Here is an 11,220-nt window from a genome sequence, read left to right as displayed (position 1 = left end):
ATTCACTGCGTTCGCGCCGCGAATTTCACTACCATGCGCCGACGCAAGTGAGAGCCACAGCCATGTCGGCACCGAACGCCCCGCCGATCTTCATCGACATCGAGTCCTCCGGCATCGCACGAGGATCCTTCCCGATCGAAATCGGTTGGGCGCGGCCCGTGATCATGCTGGACGGCCGGGTGGAACTCGACGTGCGGAGCGTGCTGGTTCGGCCGTCCGACAACTGGCTGGCGGACCCTGCTCGATGGGACTCATCCGCGGAACCGGTCCATGGGTTGTCGCGGGAGATCCTGCTGCGAGACGGGCGCCCGCTGAGCGATGTCTGCGAGATGCTCGATCGGACCTTCGATGGCGCAGAGGTCGCGAGCGACACGGGCATGGGCGGCTGGGACGACGACTGGCTCCTGACGCTTTACGAAGAAGCAGGTCGCGCCGGGCGCAACTGGGACTTGGCCGAGAAGCAATCGGGCGGCGTGGTTGCGCGGCAGTTTCGTGCGCTCGGGCTCGATCCGCGTGTCGTCCGGCCGGCCCTGGCGCCGTGGCTGCCGCCGCACTCTCATGCCGCCGCCGAGGACGCGCTGCGCTTTGCCTGGGAATGGGGGATGGCCGAAATACTCGCGCGCAGCGATCTCGTCGGGCGTCCCGATGCGGACCTCGTGGCGATGCTCCGCGACCTTCCCGCGGTCGTTCCACCTGCGCGGTGGCCCCAGGCAGCAAGCCACGAGACCTATCGCCGCCGTGCCTCGCGCGAGGCGCAGAGCGCCTGAAGGCCATCATCCGTCGCCTTCGCGAGGCAGCGAGGCTCCGCTCATGCCTCGCCGCGCGCCCGGTCATTGTCGGGGCCGTCGGCAGCGCGTGAACAGCCGCGCGCGCTGCGCGCGGTGGTGGGCGCGCAGGTGCCTCGGCATCAGTCCTGCCGCCGGAACAGGCGATGCCCCTCGATCTCGCCGGCCAGCCGGTACCCTTCGAGCGCCTCGGCGAAGAGCGGGTGACGGGCGAAATAGGCGAGAACGTCGAAACGGCCGCCGCAGGCGGGGATGTTGGCATGGCGCGCCGCCACCAGGACCGGGGGCGGAGCAGCGGCGAAAGCCTCCGCGACGCGTTGGAACAGGTCGAACTCAACCGCACCCATCTCGTGCGCCTCGCGATAAGGCACCGGGCCGCTGGGGCAGAGTCGATAGAAACCCTGCAGCGGCCAGATGCTCATCACCGGCAGGATCTGGTGCGCATCGGCATATGTCAGCGCGGGATAGATGGGGAAGACATCAGGGCTGAGCACCAGGACCGGCTGGCCGCGCGCATGCTCGCCGAGCCATTCCGCGAGTTGGCCCGGCGCTTCGCCATGGAAGGCGAGTTGCCGCCACGGTGTCTCTCCCCCGCGCACCACGTACACCAGCACGCCAAGGGCCGCGATGGCCGCGAGCGCGGGTGCGGCGCTCGAGGCGCGCGCACCAGGCAGGGCGCGATCCGCCCAATGCGCTCCCGCCGCGAGCAGCGCCGCGCAGCCCAAGATCGTGATGGGCAGCACATGGTAGGTCCACCCCTTGTGCTGGAGCCAGGCCGATGCGAAGGCGCCGACCGTCGCAAGGCCAAGCGTCTGCGCCAGCGTCCCCGCACCGGGCCTCAGCGCGATGGGTAGCGCCAGCAGCAGCAGCGCTTCCGCCGAGCCCATGACGTCCGCCACCAGCACGCGCCAGCGACCCGCGCCGTGGATCTCGCCGTAGAAGCCCCAGGCCATCGGCACGACGTGCGCGAGGTAGGCGGGGAAGAAGACCGGCACGGATGCGAGGTAGCCCGCCCAGACTGCCGCCATGGTCCAGGGCACCGGGTCGCGGCGCTGGGCTGCCGCACCGCGCCGCAGAAGCGCCAGCGCCTCGATGAGCAAAGGGATCAGCAGGAAATGCGGCTTCAGCGCGAAGCCGAGCGCTGCCACCAGCGCCACGCCGGTAGCCAGCCGCGGCGGCGGGGCGGGCCCGTCGACGCGTCGCGCCGCCAGCAGGCAATAGGGGATGGCGACCATCGCCATCAGCACCTCGCGCTGACCGAAATCCGAACCGGCCATGACCAGGAGCAGCGGCACGGTCGCGGTGAGCACCGCGGATTCGACGGGCCCTTCCGCACGCCCCCGGCGCAGCGTCTCCGCCATGCGCCACAGCAGTGCCGCGAGGCCGAGCAGGCAGAGCATCACCGCCTGAGCCTGCGCCAGCGGCGTGTAGCGGGCGAGTGCGGCCGGCAACAGGTTCAGCACGAAGATCAGCGGCGGGTTCACGTCGACCAGGTCGACATAGAGTCGTTCCCCGGCGAGCCAGCGGCGCGCGAAGTCGAGCACCGCGGCCACGTCGTGGTTGATCGGCGGCAGCAGTATCGTCACGAGGAAGAACAGGCAGGGCGCCAGCGCCACGGCCCGCCAGACCATGCCGTGACCCGGCCGCAGCACTGCGGGCCGGTCCACGCCCGGCAACGCGGTGGCGGCGTGACCGCACTCGGCCTGGCGGCGAAAACGCATCATTGGCAAGTCCATGCATGCTGGCGATCGCGCCTGTCCGAGCGCAACCGGTGAACAGGCCCCGAAACATGTGCGGCACCACGTCGCCGACGGACCGTCTTCGGGGGTCAGGTCACGGTCGAGGCGTGGGCTGCACAGGCTTTGTGATCGATTGCATCGCCCAGACCATCGCCGTGCCGTTACATTTGCTTCACGTCATGGGGCCTGGCGACACGAACCGCCGCGCGGCGCTGACCTCAACGGCAACGCGTCTGTCGGGCGAGGGACGAATCAATATGACTGGCGCCTTGCGTGGCGCAGCGTGATCATGAAGTTCGAGGTCCCCCGCTACTGTGGACGGCTCGCGCGTGGCGCTCAGTCGTTCATGAGCGTTTTCTTCGCCTCGCATTCGATTGGCGAGTCGCTCGTATGCATGGAGGGGTCATCCCAGCAGATGCTCCGGAACACGCAACGGCGCATAAGCAACAAGAGGCCTTCTTGCCCAGTTCTTTGTCGCCGAAGGACAAGAGCATTAAGCTCCGAAGGCGGAACTAGAGCGGCTCGTCATTTTCTGGATATGTGGGTGTAGGCATACGATCAGCGCGCGTTGGGCCGTTGACACCCGGTATGTGCGGAGTGATTGGCGTGTATGCCTCTGTTCGGAAAAGAGGGCGCCGCCCGCCAAAGGCCGAAAGACCTGTGCAAACCATTTTTCCGGGAACGAGCGTGGTGATGAGGCGCGGCCCAGGCGATGGTTCCCAAAGGCCTTTCGGCCTTTGGCGGGGAGAGGTCCGGAGAGGGGCGACGCCCCGCTCCGGGACGCCCTGACATGCGCCTCGCCTTCATGGGCAGCCCCGACTTCGCCGTGCCCGCGCTGCGCGCGCTGCACGAGGCGGGGCATGAGATCGCCGCCGTCTATTGCCAGCCGCCCCGCCCCGCCGGCCGCGGCCAGCGCGAAACCCCCTGCCCCGTCCACCGCGCGGCACTCGAACTCGGCCTGCCCGTGCGCACGCCCGCCCGGCTGAAGCGCGACGCGGCGGAGCACGAGTCCTTCGCCGCGCTGAATCTCGATGCCGCGGTGGTGGCGGCCTATGGCCTGATCCTGCCGCGCGCGATGCTGGACGCGCCGCGGCGCGGCTGCCTCAACATCCATGCCTCCCTGCTGCCGCGCTGGCGCGGTGCCGCGCCGATCCACGCCGCGATCCTGGCGGGCGACGCGCAGACCGGCATCACCATCATGCGGATGGAGGAAGGCCTCGACACCGGCCCGATGCTGCTCGAGCAAGCTATCCCGATCGGCCCCGACGCGACCGTGCAGGCGCTGCACGACGCGCTGGCGGCGATGGGCGCGCGGCTCATCCTCCGCGCGCTGGAGGAGGACCCGCCCGCCATCCCGCAGCCGGAGGACGGCGCGACCTACGCCCCGAAGCTGACCAAGCAGGATGGCCGGCTCGACTGGGCGCAGGCGGCGGCCGCGCTGGAACGGCGCGTGCGGGCGCTCAACCCCTGGCCCGGCACCTTCTTCGAGCATGGCGGGGAACAGGTGCGCGTGCTGGCCGCGCGGGTCGAGGCCGGCACGGGCGCGCCGGGCACCTTGCTCGACGATGCCGCGCTGGTCGCCTGCGGGGCGGGCGCGCTGCGGCTGCTGCGCCTGCAGCGGCCCGGGCGCGCCGCGCTCGACGCCACGGAATTCCTGCGCGGCTTCGCCCTGCCGCGCGGCGCCGTGCTGGGCTGATGGCCGGCTACGCGCTCCTAATCGAATACGACGGCGGACCCTTCGTCGGTTGGCAGCGCCAGGGGCAGGGCCTGTCGGTGCAGCAGGTGCTGGAGGAAGCGGCGGCGCATCTGAACGCCGGCGTGGCGCCGACGATGATCGCCGCCGGGCGCACCGATGCCGGCGTGCATGCCGAGGGCCAGGTGGCGCAGCTCGAGATCACGGCCGACCTGCCGCCCGAAAGGGTGCGGGAAGCGCTGAACTTCCACAGCCGCCCGCATCCGGTTTCGGTGCTGGCCGCCGCGCCGGCGCCGGAAGGCTGGTCGGCGCGCTTCTCCGCCACCGGGCGGGCCTATCGCTACCGCATCCTGAACCGCCGGGCGCGGCCGGCGCTGGACCTCGGCCGGGTCTGGCACGTGCAGCGGCGGCTGGATGCCGCGGCGATGCACGAGGCCGCGCAGATGCTGCTCGGCCAGCATGACTTCAGCGCCTTCCGCGCCGCCGCCTGCCAGGCCAAGAGCGCGCTGCGCACGCTCGACCGGCTGGACGTGGCGCGGCTGGGCGACGAGGTGGTGGTCACCGCCGCGGCGCGGTCCTTCCTCCATCACCAGGTGCGCAACCTGGTGGGCACGCTGGTGGAGGTCGGCTGGGGCCGACGCCCGGCGTCCTGGCCGCGCAGCGTGCTCGATGGGCGGGACCGGGCGCGCGCCGGGCAGACCGCGCCGCCGGAAGGCCTCGTGCTGACCGGCGTGCGCTACGCGGAGCCGCTCGACTGGGGCTGATCAGCCCAGCGCCGCCATCCGGATGACGAGGCCGGACAGGAAGACGGCGATGCCGAAATCCAGCAGCACGAAGGCGATGGCGCGCAGGCCCGAGACCATCAGCGCCGCGCGCGCGACGAACCATTGCAGCCAGAGCGCGTAGGCAAGCCCGACGAGGCCGAGCAGGTCCGCCACGATGCCGCCGAGGCCCAGCATCGCCGGCAAGGTCAGCACCGCGAGGACGATGTACTGGACCAGGTTCGACCAGTTCCAGGCGGCAATGAAGCGCGGCCACAGCGCGCGGCGGCCCATCGCCTCGGCCATCGGCAGGGAGGCCACGGCGAAGCCCGCCCAGGAGCAGACATAGGCGAGGATGTCGGCGAAGAGCGCCCGCGCGGGATCGACAGCCGCCGCGGCGCCTGGCCCGAAGGCGCGCAGCAGCAGGAACAGCGGCAGGCAGATCGCGGCGGCGCGGAAGGATGCGCGGGCCTCGTCCATCGACGGCACGAAGGCCTGCACGCCCACCGCCCGCCCGCGCGCGAGCATGAGCGACGCGGCGATGCCGCGCGCGACCGAGCCCGGCGGGGGCACGGACCCGCTCAGCCGAGGATGTCCTCGATCACCGCGCGATAGGTGCCGGCGAGGCGGCGCAGCTCCTCCACCGGCGCGTGCTCGTTCACCTGGTGCAGCGTCGCGCCGACGGCGCCGAACTCGGCGACGGGGCAGTAGCGCGCAATGAAGCGGGCATCCGAGGTGCCGCCGCCCGTGTCGAGCGCGGGCGTGACCCCCGTGCTGCGCGCGACGGCGCGCGAGAGCGCATCGACGAAGGGCCCGGGGCGGGTGAGGAAGCTCTCGCCGGAGCATTCCGCGTCCATCTCATAGGCGCAGCCCGCGGCGCGCAGCGCGGCGTGCAGCCTCTCGACCAGCGCCGCGCTGGTGTGAAGGTCGTTGAAGCGGATGTTCAGCATCGCCCGCGCGACGGCCGGGATGACGTTCGACGCGGTGTTGCCGACATCGAATCCGGTCACCTGGAGCGTGGTCGGCGGGAAGAATTCGGACCCGTTGTCGAGCGGTGCCGCGAGCAGCGGGCCGAGTGCCGCGACAAGCCGGTGGATCGGGTTGTCGGCGAGCGCGGGATAGGCGCTGTGCCCCTGCTTGCCGCGCACCGCGATGCGCGCGGTCAGGCTGCCGCGCCGGCCGATCTTGATGGTGTCGCCCAGCGCGCGGCGGCTCGTCGGTTCCCCCACCAGCGCCATGTCCGGCACCTGGCCGTTCGCCTGCATCCATTCCAGCACCTTCGCGGTGCCGTCGACGGAGCGCGCTTCCTCATCCCCCGTGATGAGGAGGGAGATGGAGCCGGGATGGTTCGGATTCGCCGCGAGGTAGTCCGTCAGGCCGGCGACGAAGGCGGCGATGCCGCCCTTCATGTCGCAGGCGCCGCGGCCGAACAGCAGCCCGTCGCGCAGCGCGCCGCTGAAGGGGTCATCCGTCCAGGCGCCGAGGTCGCCAGGCGGCACCACATCGGTGTGCCCGGCGTAGCAGAAATGCGGCCCGCCGGTGCCGCGCCGAGCGAACAGGTTGTCGACGCGGTAGTCCGCCGGCCCGAACACCAGCCGCGTGCAGGCGAAGCCGAGCGGCTCAAGCGCACGCTGCACGACGTCGAGCGCGCCGTCATCCGCGGGGGTGACGGAGCGGCAGCGGATCAGCGCCTGGGCCAGCGGGATCGGGTCGGTCGCCATCACGCTCCGTCGCGCCTCCGGCGCCCGCGCGCTGCGGGCGTCAATCGCGCAGCAATTCGTTGATCGCCGTCTTGGCGCGGGTCTGCGCGTCCACGCGCTTCACGATCACGGCGCAATACAGCGACGGGCCCGGCGAGCCGTCCGGCAGCGGCTTGCCCGGCAGGCTGCCCGGCACCACGACGGAATAGGCCGGCACGCGGCCCATGAAGATCTCGCCCGTCGCGCGGTCGATCACCTTGGTGGAGGCGCCGATGAAGACGCCCATGGACAGGACGGCGCCGCGCTCGACGATCACGCCCTCGGCCACCTCGGACCGGGCGCCGACGAAGCAATCGTCCTCGATCACCACGGGGTTGGCCTGCAACGGCTCCAGCACGCCGCCGATGCCAACGCCGCCGGACAGGTGCACGTTCCTGCCGATCTGCGCGCAGGACCCCACGGTCGCCCAGGTGTCCACCATCGTGCCCTCGCCGACATAGGCGCCGACATTCACGAAGGAGGGCATCAGCACGACGTTCTTGGCGATATAGGCGGACCGGCGCACCACGGCGCCGGGCACGGCGCGGAAGCCCGCTTCCTTGAAGCGGTTCTCCCCCCAGCCCTGGAACTTCAGCGGCACCTTGTCGAAGGCGCCGGCTGCGGTGTCCATGGGCGCCGAATCGACCAGGCGGAAGGACAGCAGCACGGCCTGCTTCAGCCACTGGTTCACCCGCCAGCCGCCGTTGCCGTCGGGCTCGGCGACCCGGGCACGGCCGGAATCGAGCGCGTCCAGCGCTTCCTCCACCGCCGCGCGGTCGCCGCCGCCGGTCGCGGAGTTGATGCGGTCGCGGGACTGCCACAGGGCCTCGATGCGGGCCTGAAGGGCGGTGCTGTCCATGGCGGGGTGGGCTCCGGCTGCGGTCTTTCGGGCGGGCGCGTTCCTTGGCCCCGCGCCGGCTGCCTGTCAACGCGGTCGCCGCTAACCCGTCGTTCACCGGGTTCGCGCTTTCCTTGAGGGGATGAACGCAGCCCTTCGCCCCGAGGACAGGTCGGCGACGCTTCCCCCCTCGGCGGCGGCGGCCGGCGCGCTGCATGGCGCCCTGCTGGAATCGCGGCAGCGCTGGCAGGATCTCGCGGGCCTCGCCGCCGACTTCGTCTTCGAGGCGGATGGCGCGGGGCGCTTCACCTTCCTCTGGCCCGACCAGATCCTCGGCCATTCCGCGACCCGGCTGCTCGGCCGCCGGGCCGCGTCGCTGCTGCTGGGCACCGGGCCGGACCCCTTCGAACTGCGCCAGGCCGTCCGCCGGCAGCGCTACTGGATGGCCGGGGCGGGCGGGGAACCGCGCTGCGTGCTGCTGTCGCTCGTGCCGCTGGCCGATGCGCGGGGCAACATCACCGGCCTGCGCGGCACCGCGCATGACGTAACGGAACAGGAACATGCGGCGACGGCGGCCGCGGCCGGCCTGCGCCGCGCCGCGCTGCTCGACGCGCTGGCCGACAAGGTCCGGCTCGCGGCGACCGCGCGCGACAGCCTCGCCCAGGGGCTAGCCGGGCTGCGCGATGCGCTGGGCTGCGCCGGCACCGCCATGATCGTCCCGGGCCAGGAGGCGCCCTCGACCGTCGCCGCGACCGCCGAGGTGCCCGTCGCGCTCGTCGCCGCGGTGGCCGCGGGGCTCGTCGCCGGCACGGACTGGACCGGCACGCTCGAGGGCGGCGGGCCGGCGGCGCTGCTGCACCACCACGGGCGCCCGCTCGCCACCTCGGTGCTCGTCGCCTGGCGGGATCGCGGCGCGCGCGACTGGGATGCGGAGGACCTCGCCGTCCTGCGCTCCATGGCGGCGATGCTCGGCGCCGTGCTCGGCTTCGGCCGCATCCAGGAGGAGTTGGAACGCCAGGCGACGACCGACGCGCTGACAGGCCTCGCCAACCGCCGCGCCTTCCTCGCCGCGCTGGCAGGGGCGCTCGACGTCGCCGCGCCGTCGCAGGGCGGCGCGCTGCTGTTCGTGGACCTCGACAACCTCAAGCCGCTCAACGACCGCTACGGGCACGACGCCGGCGACGCCGCGCTGCGCACCACGGCGGACCTGCTGCACGCCGCGGCCGGACCGGACGGGCTGGCCGCGCGCTTCGGCGGGGACGAGTTCGTGCTCTGGCTGCCGGGCGCCGACGTGCCGGCGGCCATCGCCACGGCCGAGAATCTCCTGCGCGCCGCGGCCGACCTGCCGCTGGACGGCAAGTCCCCGCATTTCAGCATCGGCATCGCCTGGCGTCGTCCCGGCAGCGCCGAGCACGCGGCGGGGCTCGTCGCCCGCGCCGACACGGCGCTCTATGACGCCAAGCGCGCCGGCCGCGGCGGGTGGCGCATGGCGGAGCCCGCGCCATGACCGACCTGACGCGGGCCGCCCGCATCCTCGAGGAAGGGGACGTGACCGGCCGGGAAGCGCTGGCCGCCGACCCCGCCGCGCCGCCCGAAGCGCTCTACTTCCTGATGTCCGACCGCGTCGCCTCGGTGCGCGGCGCGGTGGCGCGCAACCCCTCCTCCCCCTTCCAGACCTTCGGCACCCTCGCCGCCGACCCGGATGACGGCGTGCGCGGCGCGCTGGCGGCACGGCTCGCCCAGCTGGCGCCGGGCCTGGGCGAACCGCAGCGGGACCGGCTCGCGGACGCGGCCTGGGGGGCGCTCGCCCGCCTGGCCGAGGACACCGCCGAGGACATCCGGATCATCATCGCCGAGGCCGTGAGCACCCTGCCCGACGCGCCGCGCGCGACCGTCCTCGCCTTGGCGCAGGACCGCGCGATGCGCGTCGCGGAACCGGTGATCCGCCTCTCGCCGATGCTGACGGAGGAGGACCTGCTCTCCCTCGTCGCCGCGCCACCGGTGGCCGAGACGCTGACCGCGGTCGCGCGCCGCCCCACGATCAGCGAACGCGTCGCGGACGCGCTGGTGGACAGCGGCGACGACACCGCGATCACCGCCCTGCTGCTGAATGACAGCGCGGCGATCCGGGAATCCACGCTCGACGCCCTGGTCGTGCAGGCGGCCGAGCGCACCCATTGGCAGGCGCCGCTGGTCAAGCGCCCGGCGCTGCCGCCGCGCGCCGCCGTCGCGCTGTCCCGCTTCGTGGCCGAGGAACTGCTCGCGCCGCTCGCCGCCCGGACCGACCTGCCGGCCGAGGCGAGCGCCACCATCCGTCGCGCCGTCGCGGTGCGCCTCGCCGGCCGCGCGCGGCCGGGGGAAAGCGCGTCCGATGCCGGGGAACGGGCGCTGATCCTGCTGCGCGCCGGCGCGCTGGACGATGCCGCGATGCTGCGCGCCGCACGCGCGGCGGAGGCCGATTTCGTGAAGTCGGCGCTCGCCGCGCTGGCGGGCGTGCCGCTGTCCGAGGTCGAGCACGTCGTCGTCACGCGCTGCAACAAGTCGATCGCCGGCCTGTGCCGGCGCGCCAGCCTCAGCGAAGCGACGGCCGAGGCGGTGGCGATGCTGCTCGCCCCGCCGGCGCCCACGGCCTCGGCCTCCGTCGCGCCGTCGCTGGTGGGCGACGGCGAACTGCGCTGGCGGATCGACGCGCTGGCGCGCGCCGCGGGGCGCTGAGCGCGCCCGTCAGGGCCGGATCAGCGTGCCCGGCCCGGCATCGGTGAACAGCTCGGCCAGGATCGCGTGCGGGACGCGCCCGTCGAGGATGACCGCACCCTTCACCCCGCGCTCGATCGCGTAGATGCAGGTCTCGACCTTCGGGATCATGCCGCCGGAGATCCAGCCGGCCTCGATGCCGGCCTTGACCTCGGCGACGCTCATCTCCGGGATCAGGCGCTTCTCGGTATCGAGCACGCCCGGCACGTCGGTGAGCATCAGCAGCCGCTCGGCCGAGAGCGCGCCGGCGATGGCACCCGCGGCGGTGTCGGCGTTGATGTTGTAGGTCTGCCCGTCCTCCCCCACGCCCACGGGGGCGACGACGGGGACGATGTCGGCGCCGATCAGCAGGCGCAGCACCTTGGGGTCGACGCTGGCGGGTTCGCCGACGAAGCCGAGGTCGAGCACCTTCTCGATGTTGCTGTCGGGGTCGCGGTAGGTGCGCTGCAGCTTGCGCGCGCGGATCAGCCCGCCATCCTTGCCCGAGATGCCGACCGCCATGACGCCGGCCCGCGTGATGGCTTCCGCCACCTGCTTGTTGACCGGGCCGGCGAGGACCATCTCGACCACGTCGAGCATCTCCTCATCCGTCACGCGCAGGCCCTGGATGAAGGTGGACTTGACGTTCAGCCGCTTGAGCATGGCGTTGATCTGCGGCCCGCCGCCATGGACGACCACGGGGTTCACGCCCACCTGCTCCAGCAGCGCGATGTCGCGGCCGAAGCGCAGCGCCGTGTCCTCCTCCCCCATCGCGTGGCCGCCATACTTTACGACCACGGTCGCGTCGTCGTAGCGCTTCAGGAAGGGCAGCGCGCCGGCCAGGATCTGCATGGCTTCGGGCGTGTCGACGGTCTCGGTCATGCGGCGGGCTCGTTGCGTCTGGCGGGGCCGGTTCGGCCATTGGGGCGATC

General features: G+C 72.6%; 10 protein-coding genes. 5 read left to right on the top strand and 5 right to left on the bottom strand.

The window, feature by feature from the left end:
* The first annotated feature begins 62 nt into the window (after nucleotides 1-62).
* Nucleotides 63-767 carry a hypothetical protein gene (locus J5Y09_RS07210; protein ID WP_209351078.1) on the top strand — a complete coding sequence of 235 codons (705 nt, stop codon included), beginning with the start codon at nucleotides 63-65 and terminating at the stop codon, nucleotides 765-767.
* A gap of 140 nt (nucleotides 768-907) precedes the next feature.
* Here the strand turns inward: J5Y09_RS07210 and J5Y09_RS07205 are convergent, their stop codons facing one another.
* Nucleotides 908-2,452, bottom strand: coding sequence for a hypothetical protein (locus J5Y09_RS07205; protein WP_209351077.1), 1,545 nt, complete (start codon nucleotides 2,450-2,452; stop codon nucleotides 908-910).
* A gap of 862 nt (nucleotides 2,453-3,314) precedes the next feature.
* Between J5Y09_RS07205 and fmt the strand changes: the two genes are divergently transcribed.
* Nucleotides 3,315-4,220 carry a methionyl-tRNA formyltransferase gene (gene fmt / locus J5Y09_RS07200; protein ID WP_209351076.1) on the top strand — a complete coding sequence of 302 codons (906 nt, stop codon included), beginning with the start codon at nucleotides 3,315-3,317 and terminating at the stop codon, nucleotides 4,218-4,220.
* Nucleotides 4,220-4,981 carry a tRNA pseudouridine(38-40) synthase TruA gene (gene truA, locus J5Y09_RS07195; RefSeq protein ID WP_209351075.1) on the top strand — a complete coding sequence of 254 codons (762 nt, stop codon included), beginning with the start codon at nucleotides 4,220-4,222 and terminating at the stop codon, nucleotides 4,979-4,981. The genes fmt and truA overlap by 1 nt, the downstream gene beginning before the upstream one ends.
* Here the strand turns inward: truA and J5Y09_RS07190 are convergent, their stop codons facing one another.
* The 3 genes from J5Y09_RS07190 to dapD are packed head-to-tail and all read right to left on the bottom strand — an operon-like array spanning nucleotide 4,982 to nucleotide 7,576.
* On the bottom strand, nucleotides 4,982-5,551 hold the full coding sequence (locus J5Y09_RS07190; RefSeq protein WP_209351074.1) for a hypothetical protein: 570 nt from the start codon (nucleotides 5,549-5,551) through the stop codon (nucleotides 4,982-4,984). It abuts the gene before it with no gap.
* Nucleotides 5,552-5,559: 8 nt separating this feature from the next.
* A complete protein-coding gene (gene dapE / locus J5Y09_RS07185) occupies nucleotides 5,560-6,699 on the bottom strand; it encodes a succinyl-diaminopimelate desuccinylase (protein WP_209351073.1) in 1,140 nt (379 codons plus the stop codon).
* Between the two features lie 40 nt (nucleotides 6,700-6,739).
* A complete protein-coding gene (gene dapD, locus J5Y09_RS07180) occupies nucleotides 6,740-7,576 on the bottom strand; it encodes a 2,3,4,5-tetrahydropyridine-2,6-dicarboxylate N-succinyltransferase (RefSeq protein ID WP_209351072.1) in 837 nt (278 codons plus the stop codon).
* Between the two features lie 121 nt (nucleotides 7,577-7,697).
* On the opposite strand from dapD, the gene J5Y09_RS07175 reads away from it, so the two are divergent.
* Together J5Y09_RS07175 and J5Y09_RS07170 are read left to right on the top strand one after the other, a co-directional pair.
* Complete coding sequence (locus J5Y09_RS07175) at nucleotides 7,698-9,062, top strand: sensor domain-containing diguanylate cyclase (protein WP_209351071.1); 1,365 nt, start codon at nucleotides 7,698-7,700, stop codon at nucleotides 9,060-9,062.
* Nucleotides 9,059-10,270: a DUF2336 domain-containing protein gene (locus tag J5Y09_RS07170; RefSeq protein ID WP_209351070.1), complete on the top strand. Its 1,212-nt coding sequence runs from the start codon at nucleotides 9,059-9,061 to the stop codon at nucleotides 10,268-10,270. The genes J5Y09_RS07175 and J5Y09_RS07170 overlap by 4 nt, the downstream gene beginning before the upstream one ends.
* Before the next feature lie 9 nt (nucleotides 10,271-10,279).
* On the opposite strand, the gene argB is transcribed toward J5Y09_RS07170, so the two are convergent.
* Nucleotides 10,280-11,170, bottom strand: coding sequence for an acetylglutamate kinase (gene argB, locus J5Y09_RS07165; protein ID WP_209351069.1), 891 nt, complete (start codon nucleotides 11,168-11,170; stop codon nucleotides 10,280-10,282).
* Nucleotides 11,171-11,220: the final 50 nt, after the last annotated feature.

It is taken from the genome of Roseomonas nitratireducens (assembly GCF_017813355.1).
Classification (GTDB): Bacteria; Pseudomonadota; Alphaproteobacteria; order Acetobacterales; family Acetobacteraceae; genus Neoroseomonas; species Neoroseomonas nitratireducens.
The sequence above is the reverse complement of the archived record's forward strand: the minus strand, read 5'-3'. Positions and strand labels throughout refer to the sequence as shown.

Coding starts and splice junctions, on each gene's coding strand:
- J5Y09_RS07210 (WP_209351078.1), top strand. CDS start 63: ATGTCGGCACCGAACGCCCCGCCGATCTTCATCGACATCGAGTCCTCC.
- fmt (WP_209351076.1), top strand. CDS start 3,315: ATGCGCCTCGCCTTCATGGGCAGCCCCGACTTCGCCGTGCCCGCGCTG.
- truA (WP_209351075.1), top strand. CDS start 4,220: ATGGCCGGCTACGCGCTCCTAATCGAATACGACGGCGGACCCTTCGTC.
- dapE (WP_209351073.1), bottom strand. CDS start 6,699: ATGGCGACCGACCCGATCCCGCTGGCCCAGGCGCTGATCCGCTGCCGC.
- dapD (WP_209351072.1), bottom strand. CDS start 7,576: ATGGACAGCACCGCCCTTCAGGCCCGCATCGAGGCCCTGTGGCAGTCC.
- J5Y09_RS07175 (WP_209351071.1), top strand. CDS start 7,698: ATGAACGCAGCCCTTCGCCCCGAGGACAGGTCGGCGACGCTTCCCCCC.
- J5Y09_RS07170 (WP_209351070.1), top strand. CDS start 9,059: ATGACCGACCTGACGCGGGCCGCCCGCATCCTCGAGGAAGGGGACGTG.
- argB (WP_209351069.1), bottom strand. CDS start 11,170: ATGACCGAGACCGTCGACACGCCCGAAGCCATGCAGATCCTGGCCGGC.